13 protein-coding genes are annotated in these 14,545 nt (G+C 69.5%); 8 read left to right on the plus strand and 5 right to left on the minus strand.

Annotation, left to right across the window (positions count from 1 at the left end; translation table 11 throughout):
- Window positions 1-35 precede the first annotated feature (35 nt).
- Complete coding sequence (locus tag AC1DHY_RS08795; protein ID WP_476879342.1) at window positions 36-890, plus strand: HAD family hydrolase; 855 nt, start codon at window positions 36-38, stop codon at window positions 888-890.
- A gap of 27 nt (window positions 891-917) precedes the next feature.
- Here the strand turns inward: AC1DHY_RS08795 and AC1DHY_RS08800 are convergent, their stop codons facing one another.
- On the minus strand, window positions 918-1,517 hold the full coding sequence (locus tag AC1DHY_RS08800) for a hypothetical protein (RefSeq protein ID WP_476903495.1): 600 nt from the start codon (window positions 1,515-1,517) through the stop codon (window positions 918-920).
- 215 nt (window positions 1,518-1,732) lie between these two features.
- Between AC1DHY_RS08800 and AC1DHY_RS08805 the strand changes: the two genes are divergently transcribed.
- The gene (locus tag AC1DHY_RS08805) at window positions 1,733-4,120 is read left to right on the plus strand and encodes a phosphoketolase family protein (protein ID WP_476903496.1); all 2,388 of its coding nucleotides are present in this window, start codon (window positions 1,733-1,735) and stop codon (window positions 4,118-4,120) included.
- A 33-nt stretch (window positions 4,121-4,153) separates the two neighbouring features.
- Here AC1DHY_RS08805 and AC1DHY_RS08810 read toward each other — a convergent pair whose 3' ends face one another.
- The 4 genes from AC1DHY_RS08810 to AC1DHY_RS08825 form a co-directional block, all read right to left on the minus strand.
- Window positions 4,154-4,309, minus strand: coding sequence for a hypothetical protein (locus AC1DHY_RS08810; RefSeq protein WP_476879339.1), 156 nt, complete (start codon window positions 4,307-4,309; stop codon window positions 4,154-4,156).
- Window positions 4,282-4,914: a DUF429 domain-containing protein gene (locus AC1DHY_RS08815; RefSeq protein ID WP_476903497.1), complete on the minus strand. Its 633-nt coding sequence runs from the start codon at window positions 4,912-4,914 to the stop codon at window positions 4,282-4,284. Before AC1DHY_RS08815 ends, AC1DHY_RS08810 begins: the two co-directional genes overlap by 28 nt.
- 50 nt (window positions 4,915-4,964) lie before the next feature.
- Window positions 4,965-6,305: a carboxylesterase family protein gene (locus AC1DHY_RS08820; RefSeq protein ID WP_476903498.1), complete on the minus strand. Its 1,341-nt coding sequence runs from the start codon at window positions 6,303-6,305 to the stop codon at window positions 4,965-4,967.
- 127 nt (window positions 6,306-6,432) lie between these two features.
- The gene (locus tag AC1DHY_RS08825) at window positions 6,433-6,921 is read right to left on the minus strand and encodes an inorganic diphosphatase (RefSeq protein WP_441406094.1); all 489 of its coding nucleotides are present in this window, start codon (window positions 6,919-6,921) and stop codon (window positions 6,433-6,435) included.
- A 153-nt stretch (window positions 6,922-7,074) separates the two neighbouring features.
- Here AC1DHY_RS08825 and dacB point away from each other — a divergent pair, with 153 nt between their 5' ends.
- From dacB to folE, 6 genes are all read left to right on the plus strand, one after another.
- Complete coding sequence (dacB, locus tag AC1DHY_RS08830) at window positions 7,075-8,598, plus strand: D-alanyl-D-alanine carboxypeptidase/D-alanyl-D-alanine endopeptidase (protein WP_476878536.1); 1,524 nt, start codon at window positions 7,075-7,077, stop codon at window positions 8,596-8,598.
- Window positions 8,599-8,763: 165 nt separating this feature from the next.
- Complete coding sequence (locus AC1DHY_RS08835; RefSeq protein ID WP_476878537.1) at window positions 8,764-9,894, plus strand: zinc-dependent metalloprotease; 1,131 nt, start codon at window positions 8,764-8,766, stop codon at window positions 9,892-9,894.
- Window positions 9,895-9,992: 98 nt separating this feature from the next.
- Window positions 9,993-11,030, plus strand: coding sequence for a tRNA lysidine(34) synthetase TilS (gene tilS, locus AC1DHY_RS08840; protein WP_476878552.1), 1,038 nt, complete (start codon window positions 9,993-9,995; stop codon window positions 11,028-11,030).
- Between the two features lie 31 nt (window positions 11,031-11,061).
- The gene (gene hpt, locus AC1DHY_RS08845) at window positions 11,062-11,613 is read left to right on the plus strand and encodes a hypoxanthine phosphoribosyltransferase (protein ID WP_146336115.1); all 552 of its coding nucleotides are present in this window, start codon (window positions 11,062-11,064) and stop codon (window positions 11,611-11,613) included.
- A 201-nt stretch (window positions 11,614-11,814) separates the two neighbouring features.
- On the plus strand, window positions 11,815-13,878 hold the full coding sequence (gene ftsH / locus AC1DHY_RS08850; RefSeq protein WP_476878538.1) for an ATP-dependent zinc metalloprotease FtsH: 2,064 nt from the start codon (window positions 11,815-11,817) through the stop codon (window positions 13,876-13,878).
- 63 nt (window positions 13,879-13,941) lie between these two features.
- A complete protein-coding gene (folE, locus tag AC1DHY_RS08855) occupies window positions 13,942-14,544 on the plus strand; it encodes a GTP cyclohydrolase I FolE (protein WP_476903566.1) in 603 nt (200 codons plus the stop codon).
- The last annotated feature ends 1 nt before the right edge of the window (window position 14,545 follow it).

A 14,545-nucleotide genomic window follows, 5' to 3' on the forward strand; every position in this document is an offset into this window, starting at 1 on the left:
TACCAGCTGTCGGCGGTGTCTGGTCTACTTGTTAGATGACTACATTGACTGAAGCCTCAGTCGCTGGCAACGATGACCAGCGAGATGCAAATGACAAAATGATGATCGCCCTCGACGTCGACGGAACCCTCGTCGACCACGACGGCCACATGTCCGCTCCCGTCCGGGAAGCCGCCCAGGCCGTCGTGGCCGCCGGGCACAAAGTGATGATCGCGACCGGCCGCTCGCTCAACGCCACCCTGCCGATCATCGAGCACATCGGCATCGACAACGGGTACGCGGTCTGCTCCAACGGCGGCGTGACCCTGCGGGTTGATTCCGGGCTGCCGGACGGCTACGAAGTGCTCCACAAAGCCACCTTCGATCCCGGCCCCGCCCTCCGGGCGCTCCGCAAGCGGCTGCCCTCCGCCAAGTACGCTCTCGAGGACGCCGACGGCAACTTCCTCTCCACCGAGCGCTTCCAGGACGCCAGCTTCGGCGTCGAGGCGATCGGCGTCGACTTCCAGACCATGCTTGAGGCCACGGCCGTGCGCGTTGTGGTGTTCAGCTCGGAGAACACACCGGAGGAGTTCAACGCAGCCATCCGCCACGTCGGCCTCGCCGGCGTCACCTACTCCGTCGGCTGGACGGCGTGGCTGGACATCGCGGCGGCCGGGGTCACCAAGGCCAGCGCCCTGGAACAGCTGCGCTCACGGCTCAGCATCGACGCGCACCGCACGGTGGCGGTCGGCGACGGCCGGAACGACATCGAGATGCTCACCTGGGCGCGCCGCGGCGTGGCCATGGGCCAGGCACCCGCCGAAGTCATTGCCGCCGCCGACGAGGTCACCCACTCGGTGTACGACGACGGCGCCGCGCACGTTTTGCGCAGCATCCTCCTCGGGTCCTAGCGGACCCCGGGAGCCCGCCGAGGGGGCCTAGCGGACCTCGAGGATCAGGGCGAGCAGCCGGGCGGCCGCCGGCCGGGCCGCGTGCTCCTCGTTCCACTGCGCCCGCGCCACCGCCTTGCTGACTGCCTGCGTGGTGATGGCGAGCTCCTCCGCCACGGCTTTTTGCTGGCCGCGCACCCCGGGAGTGAGCAGGTCCAGCACCCGCCATTCGGCGGCGCTGCGGTCGTGGACAATGTGGCCCAGGAGCCGCAGGACGGCCTCGGCCTCGGCGGCCAGGTCCGCGAAGGGGCCCTCCACCGCCACCGGGATACGGTCCTTGCCGTTCCGGAGCCGGTCCACGGCGCGGCGGGCGTACACCAGCCCGTGGCCGGACGCGTCCTTGATCTGGTTCGGCAGCGGTTCATTGACCGGGCCCACGCCGATCCCGACATACCAGGCGCCGGTCCGCAGCGCGATCAGCGCGGCCTCGACGGCCTGCCGCGGGCAGTCAACGATTCCCTGGACTTCGTCCTCGACGGAGCGGTCGAAATCGAGGCGCGCCGGAATGTGCCGCAGGTCCTTGAGGAGCTGCGGCACACGGTCGCCGTCGCGCCGGCTGTCGGTCTGGTTGATGGTCAGCGTGAACATTCTGGATGCCACACTACCGCGTGGTAAACCGGAGGCAAGCACGAGGTGCCGGCCCCGTAACAGACCCGCCCCGGGCCGCCCGCCGGCCCGCCCGGCCCCTGGCACCGGGCTTGTGCCGGGCGCACGGAAGATGTTGCGATGGGGTCAGGCGCCGCCGACGGCGGCACGGACCGGAGCGGAGTACAACGGTGGCTGATGAGGTCGAAGAGCGGACAGTGCAAGCAACGCCGGACGGGGACAACGCCGCGGACCTGGGCCTAGTCGACAGGTGGTGGCGGGCCGCGAACTACCTTTCGGTGGGGCAGATCTACCTGCGGGCCAATCCGCTGCTGCGCCGGCCAATCAGCGCCGAAGACACCAAATCCCGCCTGCTCGGCCATTGGGGCACCACCCCGGGATTGAACTTCATCTACGCGCACCTGAACCGGGTCATCCGCCGGGACGCCCAGGAGATGCTGTTCGTCGCCGGTCCAGGCCACGGCGGACCCGCCGTGGTGGCCAACGCCTGGCTGGAAGGGACGTACTCGGAGATCTACAGCAACGTTGGCCCGGACGAAGACGGCCTGGCGGAGCTGTTCCGGCAGTTCTCGTACCCCGGCGGCATCCCCAGCCACGCTGCACCGGAAACCCCGGGCTCCATCAACGAGGGTGGCGAACTCGGGTACTCGCTGGCCCACGCGTACGGCACTGTCTTTGATAACCCACAGCTGATCACCGCCGTCGTCATCGGTGACGGCGAGGCCGAGACCGGGCCGCTCGCTGCAAGCTGGCACTCCCACAACTTCCTGGACCCGGCGTCGGACGGGGCCGTCCTGCCGATCCTGCACCTGAACGGCTACAAGATCGCCAACCCGACCATCCTGGCGCGTATGCCCGAAGCCCAGCTGGAGCAGCTGCTGCGCGGCTACGGGCACGAGCCGCACTTCGTGACCGTCACGGACCCGGACGACACCGCGGCCGCGCACCGGGACTTCGCCGCCGTGCTGGACCGCTGCCTGGCAGACATCCGGGAGATCCAGGCCGGGCGGCGCACCGGGGGACAGGGTGACGGGTCGGTCCCGGCCGCCGCGTGGCCGATGATCGTGCTGCGCTCGCCGAAGGGCTGGACCGGGCCGAAAACCGTGGACGGGCTGCAGGTGGAAGGGACGTGGCGGAGCCACCAGGTGCCGCTCGCCGAGGTCCGCACCAACTCCGAGCACCTCGCGCAGCTCGGCCGGTGGCTGGAGTCCTACCGGCCCGACGAACTGTTCGACGCCGAGGGCCGGCTCCGCCCCGACGTCGCCGCCAACGCCCCGGCCGGGGAACTGCGGATGGGCGCCACCCCGCACGCCAACGGCGGCATCCTGCTCAGGGACCTAAAGCTGCCCGGCTACTCGGACCACGCCGTGGAGGTCGCCCAGCCGGGCAGGGACCGGGTCAGCGCCATGATCACCCTCGGCTCCTGGCTCCGCGACGTCATCGCCCTGAACCCGGAGACCTTCCGCCTGTTCGGCCCGGATGAGACCGCGTCCAACCGGCTGCAGGATGTCTATGAGGTGACGGACAAGGTCTGGCAGTACCGGATCGAGGAGGTGGACGAACACCTTGCCCGCGCCGGCCGGGTGATGGAAGTCCTCAGCGAGCACCTGTGCCAGGGGTGGCTCGAGGGCTACCTGCTGACCGGCAGGCACGGCGTTTTCAGCTGCTACGAGGCCTTCATTCACATTGTCGACTCGATGTTCAACCAGCATGCCAAGTGGCTGAAGGTCCACCGCGACCTCCCGTGGCGCCAGCCCGTGGCCTCCCTGAACTACGTGCTCTCCTCGCATGTCTGGCAGCAGGACCACAACGGTTTCTCGCACCAGGACCCGGGATTCATCGACCACGCGGTGAACAAGAAGGCCGAGGTCATCCGCGTCTACCTGCCGCCGGACGCCAACACGCTGCTCTCCGTGATGGAGCACTGCCTGGTGTCCCGGGACTACGTCAACATCGTGGTCAGCGGAAAGCAGCCATCTCCCACCTGGCTCGGGCCCGCCGACGCGGCGCACCACTGCCAGCGGGGCTTGGGGATCTGGGAGTTTGCCGGGTCCGAGGTCCCCGGCGAGGAGCCCGACGTCGTGCTGGCCTGCGCGGGCGACGTCCCCACCGTGGAGACGGTCGCGGCCGCGGAGCTGCTAAAGGCCGGTGCACCCGGACTGAAGATCCGGGTGGTCAACGTGGTGGACCTGATGCGGCTGCAGGACGCCGCCGAGCACCCGCACGGACTTTCGTCGCGGGACTTTGACGGCATCTTCACCGCCGACAAGCCCATCATCTTCGCCTACCACGGCTACCCGTCCCTGATCCACCGGCTGGCCTACCGCCGCACCAACCAGGAGGGGCTGCACGTGCGCGGTTACAAGGAAGAGGGGACCACCACCACACCGTTCGATATGGCCATGCTCAACGGCATCGACCGGTTCCAGCTGGCCATCGACGCGATCGACCGGGTGCCGGGCCTGGCGGAACGGCACTCGCTGCTGCGCCAGTCGTTGCAGGACCAGCGCATCGTGGCCCACAACCACACACGGGCCCACGGCGAGGACGCGAAGGAGATCAGCGGCTGGAGCCTCGGCGGCTAGGGGCGACCCTCGCCTGGGCGCGATCGCGGCGGGTCAGGCCCGGGGCGCGGTGAGCGCCTCCAGGCCGCCGGTGGGCAGATGGATCCAGCCCTCGGACCGGGCGGCCCCGGCGTGGGCGGCGTCGGGGCGGATGCTCGCGCCAACGGCCACGGCCCGGGCGGTCAGGGCCGCGACCAGGGCATCGAACATGTCGTCCGAGCCGGCCAGTTGCTCCTCGTGCCCGGCCAGGTCCAGCCAGGGGCGGCGTCCCGAAGTCCGGCCAGGAGGCTGCCCAGGCGCTCTGTTTCCGGTGCGCCGCGGCCTTTGTAGCCCCGCGCCAGCAGGCCCCAGAGCTTCAGGGACGCCGCCGGGTAGACCTCGGCCAGCCGACCACTTCCGTCCCTGGCCTGGGCGCCGAACTCCGCCGCGATCTTGGCCTGGATCACGGCGCAGCGCATGGCCGGGTGCGCCAGCCGGTCTGCTGAGACGCTGAGCGGGATCAGCCCGGTCCGGGCCGTGACGAAGCGGTCCGTGTCCCGGTAGGCCAGGAGCCGCCGGCCCTCGATTCCGTCATGATCCAGGACCGGGCGCGGGGTGCCGGCAAGATGCCCGGCAATAAAGGGCAGAAACGCGTCCGGCCAGCCCACGGGGCAGTCGATCCCGGCCATATCGGTGGCGCCGAAGAGGCGCACAATCCCGGCGTCGTCGACGTCGAGGCTGACAGACAGAAGCCGGGCGGACCCGCCACTCCATTCCACGACGGCGGCCGCCGTCTTCTTGGTCGATGCGGCGAGGTCGACGCCGAGTGTCCTCACTGCCGTCCGCCGGCCGCGCTCAGGGGAGTTCGCACAGGTCCCGTTCCGGTTCAGATCGCCCGGTACCGGAACGCGCCGGGAATCCCGCCGCTGGGCTCCAGGCCCTTCCCGGAGGCGAAGCGCGCCCATACGGCCCGGAGTTGCCGGCCCGCAGCGTTGATGTCCTCCCAGCTTGCGCCCTCGACCAGCCCGGCGCCTTCCCAGGTCCGCCGGTTGCCGAACAGCAGGGGCAAGTCCACGGTGTGCGAGGCCCCGTAGAAGTTGCCCGGCGCGGCCCACGACAGGACGTAGCTGTAGGCCCTGCCGCCGGCGCGGGCGTGGCGCCGGGCGAACTTCCGGGAGGCCCTGCCGTAGACCGCCTCGGTCACGGCCCAGTTGATGGCCTTGAGCGCGGCGTTCCCGAGCAGCGGGACCTTTGCGAGGCGCCCGATGGCCCTGTTGCGCGGAAGGAACATCCTGGCTTCCTCGGAGGTGTGCCCGATGAGGACCTCGATTCCGGGAGCCGTGGTGTTCCAGGCGTCCTCGATACCGGCCTCTGCTGGCAGCGGGTCATGCCCGTACTGGGTGCCGAACGGCATGGCCGCAATCAGCCCGTACTTCCGGGCCACCTGGGAGACGTGCCCCTCGATTTCCACAACATCCATGGCCGGGGTCTCTGCGGTGACGGCCGTGGCGGCGATGCCCATGGCGCGGCTCATTTTCTCCCGGCCGCGGGTGATGCCCAGCGGGGCGCTTTGAATGATCGCGCGGCGGAACAGGGCGGGGGCCTCCGGCGTAGCCATCAGGTGGGCGACGGCGTCGCCGCCGGCGGACTGGCCGAACGCCGTCACGTTTGCCGGATCGCCGCCAAAAGCGCCGATGTTGCGCTGGACCCAGCGGAAGGCCTCGAGCTGGTCGAGCAGGCCGAGGTTGGCGGGCCGGCCGGTCCCCGCGGCCAGGTAGCCGAACAGGCCCAGGCGGTACGTTACGGACACCACGATCACGCGGTTCTCGGCGACCAGGGCGGTGGGATCAAAGATCGCGAGGTCGCCCGAGCCCGACGTGTAGGAACCGCCGTGCAGCCACACCATAACCGGCAACCGTTCGCCGCCGTCGAGGCCGCCGTCGGTGAGTCCGGCGGGCATGGTGATCGAGAGGCGCTGGCAGTCCTCACTGCCCGGGAGTTCGCCGTAGCGGGTTCCGAGGATCTCGTCCAGGAACGGGACCGGCGCCTGCGGGCAGGCAGGGGCGGGTGAGGTGGCCGCCAGGGGTTCCGCCCAGTCCGGGGCGGCCGACGGCGGCTGGAACCGTGCGGCGGTGGCATAGGGAATCCCGGTGGCGCGGACGACGTCGCCGTCGCGCCATCCGGTCACCGGGCCGCAGGGCGGGCTAAAAACGGGCTCGGCACTCATGAACCAACAATTTCACACAATCCTGACCCGCGGCTGGCAGCGCAAAGTGGCTGCGTTAAACAGCAACGCGGGGCCCCGGCCCGGGCCATACGGCCGGAGGGTACCCCGCGTTCCTGATGAGGACGCGTTAGTGCGTGTGCGGAACGAAACGCTTGATGGAGGCTTCGAGCTCGGCCTCGGCGGCGGCGCGGTCGCCCCAGCCCTCGGCCTTGACCCACTTGCCGGGCTCCAGGTCCTTGTAACGGGTGAAGAAGTGCTCGATTTCCTTGATCAGGAATTCGCTGACATCGCTGATCTCGTTGATGTGGTCGAAGCGGGCGTCCGCCGGCACGCAGAGAACCTTGGCGTCGCCGCCGCCGTCGTCGGTCATGTTGAAAACGCCGATGGGGCGGGATTCGACGATCACCCCGGGGTGCAGGTCGAAGTCCTGCAGCAGCACCAGCGCGTCCAGCGGGTCGCCGTCCTCACCGAGGGTGTTCTCGAAGAAACCGTAGTGCGTCGGGTACTGCATGGAGGTGAACAGGACGCGGTCCAGGCGGACGCGGCCGGTCTCGTGGTCGACTTCGTACTTGACGCGCGATCCCTTGGGGATCTCGATGGTCACGTCATGCTTCATGGAATGCTCCTTGACGGATTCAGGGGGTGCGCGGCACACATGGCATCCGAAAAAATCAGTGCCGGTGCCGCCGACTACTATTGAGGATATAGCGACAGGCCCAGGTTTCAGGAACTAGTGGGGACATTTCGGGACTAAAGGACCAGCACCAGCATGAAACGCACACAGGGCCATGACGGCACGCCTCCGGCTCCCGGAAGGCTGGGGCGCACGGCCCCGATGCTGCTCCTGACCCTCCTGGTGGTGGTCCTCGGCATCCCGGCAGGCATCGCCGTCAGCCCCGGGTTCACCGGCCCCGCCCTGCCGCCGGAGCCGGCCCCGGCGGGCTCCTGGCAGCAGGTGCCTGCGACCCTCAGCGCTGCCGGCGGCAGCGGGTCGTCCTCGGTCGGCGGGCGGCGTCCGCTCACGGACGGGGCCCCTGTGCCCGACGCCAAGGTCCTCGCCACCCAGCTCGCAGCCACCCTGAAGGCCGACGGCGCCGGTTCTTTCAGCGGGGTGGTGCAGGACGCCATCACCGGCAACGTCCTCTTTGACCGTTCCGGCGACGAGCTCCGTGCCCCCGCCTCCAACATCAAGCTCCTGACGGCCTCCGCCGCGCTCCGCACACTGGGCCCCGACCGGCGTTTCAGCACTACCGTGGTGGCCGGCCCGACGCCCGGTACCGTGGTCCTGACCGCTGGGGGAGACGTCCTGCTGGGCGCCGGCAAGTCGGCGCCGGACGCGGTCCTGGGTCATGCCGGCCTGGACACGCTAGCGGCCTCGACCGTTGCCGCGCTGCGCAAGGCCGGGGTTTCCGGCCCGGTTTCCGTGCTGCTGGACGACACCCTGTTCAAGGGTCCCTCGCTCAGCCCGGCCTGGAGCCCGGACGACGTCGCGGCCGGCGAGATCGCGCCGCTGTTCCCGCTCGCGCTCAACTCGGCGCGCTTCGACCCCGCCGTCACCACCGGGCCGCGCCCGCGGGACGCCGCCATGACGGCCGCCGCGGCGTTCACTGACCGGCTCTCGGCCAACGGGGCCGCTGCCGGGATCACCGTGAAGCCCGGCGTCGCCCGGGTGGCCGCGGCGCCAAAACCCGCAGCCACCGGCCAGGCCGGCGCACAGGCAGGGGCCGTCCTGGCCGAGGTCCAGTCCGCGACAGTCAGCCAGCAGGTTGACCTCCTGCTGCGGACGTCGGATAACTACCTCACCGAGGTGATGGGCCGGATGGTCGCGGCGGCGAGCAACAAGCCGGCCACGTTCGAGGGTGCAATCGCCGCCGTGCTGCAGCAGGTCGACGACCTGAAAATCCCCGACGCCACGCTGCGGGCCGCGGACCTGGCCGGGCTGACCCTGGACAACCACGTCTCCGCCCGGCAGCTTTCCGCCGTCGTCCGCGCCATGACCTCCGGACCCGACACCCGCCTCCGCGCCGCCCTGGCCGGATTCCCGGTGGCCGGCCTGACCGGAACACTGGGCAGCCGCTACACGGACACCAGCACCGCCCGCGGCGCCGGCCTGGTCCGGGCCAAAACCGGGACGCTGAACACTGTGATCGCACTCAGCGGCTACGTCGTGGACGCGGACGGCCGGCTCCTGGTCTTCTCCTTCATTGGCAACGGTCTCACCCCCGGGGCGGCCGGAAACAAGGTGGCCCTGGACCGGACCGCCTCGGTGCTGGCGGCCTGCGGCTGCCGCTGACGGGCGCCGTTTCGACGGTTCCCCGCGTATCCGGCGCCTGGAGACGTCTAATCGGCAGGGAACCGTCGAAACGGGCCGCGGGCCGGGGCCGGCCGGCGGCTGGGTGCGTTCGCCGCCCGACGAATTTAAGGCGGATCGTCGGCCCCCTGTGATCTGATGGGGGCTATGGAGTCCTCTTCGCGCGAGACATCAACCGAGACATCAGCCCGGGCCCAGGCCCTTATCAACTGGGACCTCGCCGCGTCCACGGCCGCGCGGCTCACCCCGGCCGGACCGCCGCTGAAGTCCGCCGAGATCGGGGCCGCGGTGGAGAACCTGCGCCTGATGGCGGATATTTCGGTTCCGCATGTGCACGACATCACCGGCCTCGAAGCCGCCCGCGACCTCCGTGACTCCTCCGTCCTGGTGGTGGACCGCGCATCCTGGGCCAAGGCGAACACGCAGAGCTTCGCCGTGATGCTGCAGCCGGCCATCGAGAAAATGCTCGAGAGCCGCCGCGGCGCGGTGAGCCCGGGCGCGGCAAGCGTCAGCGGCGCCATCACCGGCAGCCAGCTGGGCGCGATCCTGGCCTTCCTCTCCAGCAAGGTCCTGGGCCAGTACGACCCCTTCTCCGCCCTCGCCCCGAACTCCACCGCCCCTGCCGCTGGACGGCTCCTGCTGGTGGCGCCGAACATCGTCGCCGTGGAGCGCGAGCTGAACGTCGCGCCCGAGGACTTCCGGCTCTGGGTATGCCTGCACGAGCAGACCCACCGCGTGCAGTTCGCCGCCGCCCCGTGGCTGCGGCACCACATGCTCGAACAAATCGAGGACCTCAGCGTCCACCTGCTGGGCAACGTCGACTCCATCATGGAGCGCGCCGCCGCGGCCGCGAAGGCGCTCAAGGACCGCTCCGCCACCGGCTCGGCACCGGGCCGCGGCGCCATCCTGGACCTGCTGCAGGACCCCGCGGAACGCGCGGCGATCTCGCACCTGACGGCCGTGATGAGCCTGCTCGAGGGCCACGCGAACGTGGTGATGGACGCCGTGGACGCAAGCATCGTCCCCTCCGTCAAGACGATCCGCCAGCGCTTCAACGCCCGCGGCCAGGACCGGGGCGCCATCGAGAAATTCATCCGCAGCCTGCTGGGCCTGGACGCGAAGATGCGGCAGTACAGCGACGGCTCCAAGTTCGTCCGGGAAGTAGTGGACGCCGCCGGAATGCAGGGCTTCAACCGGGTCTGGGAGTCAGCGGACCACCTCCCCACCGAGCCGGAGATCCACGACTCCAAGCTCTGGCTCGACCGGATGGGGCTCTAATCCACGTGCCCTCCCACACCCCACCGGACCTCCCCGCCGCATCCGGGGAACGACGCCGGCCCGGCAGGCTGGCGCCCGTCGTCGGCAAAGCCCGGAAAATGCTGCAGGACGCCCTCGCCGACGCCGGCTACCCCGCACGCGTCCTCGTGGCCTGCAGCGGCGGCCCGGACTCTCTCGCCCTCGCCGCCGTCGCCGCGTACTTCGGCCGCCGCGGCCACGTGGACGGCCACCCCGTATCGGTCGGCGCCGTCGTGGTGGACCACCAGCTCCAGCCCGGGTCCGCTGACGTTGCCGCCGCGGCCGCCGCGGTGCTGCGCGAGCTGGAGCTCTCCCCGGTCCAGGTCCGGACAGTTGACGTCGCCTCATCCGGGATTGGGCCGGAAGCCGCCGCGCGGGATGCCCGGCACGCTGCCCTCGAAGCCGCCGCGGACGACGCCGGCGCCACCGCCATCCTGCTCGGCCACACCCTCGACGACCAGGCCGAACAGGTCCTCCTGGGTTTGGCACGCGGGTCCGGAACCCGCTCGCTCGCCGGTATGCGGCCCGCCCGGGGGCACCTATTGCGGCCGTTCCTGGGCCTGCGCCGCGACGACACCCTCGAGATCTGTGCCGTGGAGGGACTGGACCCGTGGCATGACCCGAGCAACGAGAACCCGGCCTTTGCCCGGTCCCGGACCCGGGTTGAGGTGCTGCCCATGCTGGAGGACAAACTCGGCCCGGGAGTCGCCGAGTCGCTGGCCCGGACGGCGTCCATCCTGCAGCTGGACGCCGACTACCTCGAGGCTGTGGCGAATGACACCTTCGTCCGCCTGCAGGAACGGACCGGCGGGGAGATCGCCCTGCCCGAAGCCGAGCTGGGCGAACTCGCCCCGGCGATCAGGTTCCGGGTGATCGCGAAAGCGGCTGCCGCCGTCGGCGGCCAACAGCCCAGCTACCAGCGGCTGCTGGCGGCCGAGGCACTGCTGCGCCGGCACGGCTCCGCCGGGCCGGTGGAGCTGCCCGGCGGTGTGAGCGTGTACCGGCTCTCGCTGGCCCAGCTGACCGCGGCCGGGCAGTCCGGTCCCGCCGCCGGTCCCCGCGAGGGCGCCCGCTGTGGGAAGCTTGTATTCCGGCCTCAAAAACCGCCGCACAAATAGTCGCACCCCCGCATCTACACAGGAGCCATTGGTGGATTCAAACGACGTCCAGGCAGACCTCAAGCACGTTCTGTACTCCAAGGAGCAGATCCAGACCAGGATCACAGAACTCGCTGCCCAGATCGACAAGGACTACGAAGGCCGCGATCTGCTGATCGTCGGTGTGCTCAAGGGCGCCGTGATGGTCATGGCTGACCTTGCCCGCGCCCTGCACAGCCACGTGTCGATGGACTGGATGGCCGTCTCCTCCTACGGCTCCGGCACCCAGTCTTCCGGCGTCGTCCGCATCCTCAAGGACCTCGATACCGACCTCATGGGCAAAGACGTCCTGATCGTCGAGGACATCATCGATTCCGGCCTCACCCTCTCCTGGCTCAAGACCAACCTGGAATCCCGCGGACCGGCCTCGGTGGAAATCTGCACCGCCTTCCGCAAGCCCACCGCCGCGAAGGTCCAGATCGACGTCAAGTACGTCGGCTATGACATCCCGAACGAATTCGTCGTCGGCTATGGCCTGGACTACGCCGAGAAGTACCGCAACCTGGACTTCGTCGGCACCCTGGCGCCGCACGTCTACGAGTAAGCCCCGGCGGTTCCCGCCGGCCCGCCGCCGGGTCTGTCCGGCCCCCGCACAGCCCTCCGCTACGCCGACAGGGAACTTTTGGCCGTGACCGTGCGTGACTTACTGCGACGGTGTATAGCTAGAACCTGACGCAGCACCACACGCGCGCAATTCGGTCGCCGTGCAGCACTACCAGGAGGGACGGGGCCAGCCCCCGATCAGATGAAAGCTAAGAGTTTCTTCAAGGGCCCGGGCATCTGGATTGTCGTCGTTATCGGCATGCTCCTGCTGGCCTTTGCAACCCTGGCCCCGGGCGGCTCCGCCCGTGTCGATACCGACAAGGGACTGGAAATGTTGTCCACCGGCAAGGTGGAACAGGCCAAAATTTTCGACGCCGAGAACCGCGTGGACCTGGTGCTGCGGGACGACTACCAGGCGGACGGGCAGAACAAGGGCAAGAACGTCCAGTTCTACTTCGTCAACGCCCGCGCGACCGACGTCGTCAAGGCCGTGACGGCCGCGAAACCGCCGAGCGGCTTCACCGACCAGCCCGTCGAGAGCAACTGGTTCTCCGGACTGTTCTCCCTGCTGGTGCCCGTCCTGCTGCTGGGCGTGCTCTTCTGGTTCCTGCTCTCCAGGATGCAGGGCGGCGGCTCCAAGGTCATGCAGTTCGGCAAGTCCAAGGCCAAGATGGTCAACAAGGACATGCCGCAGGTGACCTTCAGCGACGTCGCCGGCGCCGACGAGGCCGTGGAGGAACTCCAGGAGATCAAGGAATTCCTGCAGGAACCGGCCAAGTTCCAGGCCGTGGGCGCCAAGATCCCGAAGGGCGTGCTGCTCTACGGTCCTCCCGGCACCGGTAAGACCCTGCTGGCCCGCGCCGTCGCCGGCGAGGCAGGCGTGCCGTTCTTCTCGATCTCCGGTTCCGACTTCGTCGAAATGTTCGTCGGCGTGGGCGCCTCCCGTGTCCGCGACCTGTTCGAACAGGCCAAGTCCAACTCGCCGGCCATCATCTTCGTCGACGAGATCGACGCCGTCGGCCGGCACCGTGGTGCCGGCATCGGCGGCGGCAACGACGAGCGCGAGCAGACCCTCAACCAGCTGCTGGTTGAAATGGACGGCTTTGACGTCAAGACCAACGTCATCCTCATCGCGGCCACCAACCGGCCCGACGTGCTCGACCCGGCCCTGCTCCGCCCGGGCCGCTTCGACCGGCAGATCTCGGTTGAGGCCCCGGACCTGATCGGCCGCGACCAGATCCTGAAGGTCCACGCCAAGGGCAAGCCGATGGCGCCCGGCGTCGACCTCAAGGCCGTTGCGAAGAAGACCCCCGGCTACACCGGTGCGGACCTCGCGAACGTGCTCAACGAGGCGGCGCTCCTCACGGCCCGCTCGAACGCCAACCTGATCGACGACCGCGCCCTCGACGAGGCAATCGACCGGGTGATGGCCGGCCCGCAGAAGCGCAGCCGGGTCATGAAGGAACATGAACGCAAGGTCACCGCCTACCACGAAGGCGGCCACGCCCTGGTGGCGGCGGCACTGCGGAACTCCGCCCCGGTCACCAAGATCACCATCCTGCCCCGCGGCCGCGCCCTGGGCTACACGATGGTGGTCCCGGAAAACGACAAGTACTCCGTGACCCGCAACGAGCTCCTGGACCAGATGGCCTACGCCATGGGCGGCCGTGTGGCCGAGGAACTCGTCTTCCACGACCCGTCCACGGGCGCCTCGAACGACATCGAGAAGGCCACCGGGATCGCCCGCAAGATGGTCACCGAATTCGGTATGAGTGAGCGTGTTGGTGCCGTGCGCCTCGGCCAGGGCGGCGGCGAGCCGTTCCTGGGCCGCGACGCCGGCCACGAACGCAACTACTCGGACCAGATCGCCTATGTGGTGGACGAGGAGGTGCGCCGCCTGATCGAGAACGCCCACGACGAGGCCTACGCGATCCTGGTCGAGAACCGCGACGTCCTGGACCAGCTGGCCGTGGAGCTGCTGGAACGGGAGACCCTCAACCAGGCCGAGATCGCCCAGGTGTTCGCGGACATCCGGAAGCGCGACTTCCGCGAGATCTGGCTGTCCAAGGAGAGCCGCCCCATCCAGGCGGTCGGACCGGTCGAGTCCCGCCGGGAAAAGGCCGAGCGCGAGGCGCAGGAAGAAGCCAAGGAGGCCCGGCTCGAGGAACCCCTCGACGCCCGGCCGCCGCACGCCCAGGGAGTGCCCGGGCAGGAGCCTTTCGAGGGCGGCGTTACGGATCTGGGGCCTGACGGCCATCCCGGCTAGGCTTCTTCTGTGACTTCTTACTTCGACGACGACGACGTTCCCGCCACCGCCGGTTCCCTCCCCGTGGGAGGGCCGGCGGAGGCCTCCGACCAGCACGGCTCCAAGGTGGACCGCCCGCGGATCCAGGCGGCGGTCCGCGAGATCCTGCTGGCCATCGGCGAGGACCCGGACCGCAGCGGCCTGCAGGACACCCCGAAGCGGGTGGCCAAGGCCTACGCGGAGATGTTCGCCGGACTGCACCACGACCCGGCGGAAATCCTCGCCACCACCTTCGACCTCGACCATGAGGAACTGGTGCTGGTCAAGGACATCCCGTTCTACTCGACCTGCGAGCACCACTTGGTGCCGTTCCACGGGGTGGCCCACGTCGGCTACATTCCCTCCCACGACGGCAAGGTCACCGGGCTGAGCAAGCTGGCCCGGCTGGTGGACATGTTCGCCCGCCGCCCGCAGGTCCAGGAGCGGCTGACCACCCAGATCGTCGAAGCCCTCGTCACCCACCTCAAGCCGCGCGGCGCGATCGTCGTCGTCGAATGCGAACACCTCTGCATGTCCATGCGCGGCATCCGCAAGCCCGGTGCGAAGACCGTCACCAGCGCGGTCCGCGGGCAGCTGCATGACCCGGCCACCCGCGCCGAAGCCATGAGCCTCATTCTCGGAAGGTAAC

The organism is Arthrobacter sp. 05L44 (assembly GCF_056397605.1).

Excerpts from the sequence above, each read along its gene's own strand:
- AC1DHY_RS08795 (WP_476879342.1), top strand. The coding sequence starts at position 36 with ATGACTACATTGACTGAAGCCTCAGTCGCTGGCAACGATGACCAGCGA.
- AC1DHY_RS08800 (WP_476903495.1), bottom strand. The coding sequence starts at position 1,517 with ATGTTCACGCTGACCATCAACCAGACCGACAGCCGGCGCGACGGCGAC.
- AC1DHY_RS08810 (WP_476879339.1), bottom strand. The coding sequence starts at position 4,309 with ATGTTCGATGCCCTGGTCGCGGCCCTGACCGCCCGGGCCGTGGCCGTT.
- AC1DHY_RS08820 (WP_476903498.1), bottom strand. The coding sequence starts at position 6,305 with ATGAGTGCCGAGCCCGTTTTTAGCCCGCCCTGCGGCCCGGTGACCGGA.
- AC1DHY_RS08825 (WP_441406094.1), bottom strand. The coding sequence starts at position 6,921 with ATGAAGCATGACGTGACCATCGAGATCCCCAAGGGATCGCGCGTCAAG.
- dacB (WP_476878536.1), top strand. The coding sequence starts at position 7,075 with ATGAAACGCACACAGGGCCATGACGGCACGCCTCCGGCTCCCGGAAGG.
- AC1DHY_RS08835 (WP_476878537.1), top strand. The coding sequence starts at position 8,764 with ATGGAGTCCTCTTCGCGCGAGACATCAACCGAGACATCAGCCCGGGCC.
- tilS (WP_476878552.1), top strand. The coding sequence starts at position 9,993 with ATGCTGCAGGACGCCCTCGCCGACGCCGGCTACCCCGCACGCGTCCTC.
- ftsH (WP_476878538.1), top strand. The coding sequence starts at position 11,815 with ATGAAAGCTAAGAGTTTCTTCAAGGGCCCGGGCATCTGGATTGTCGTC.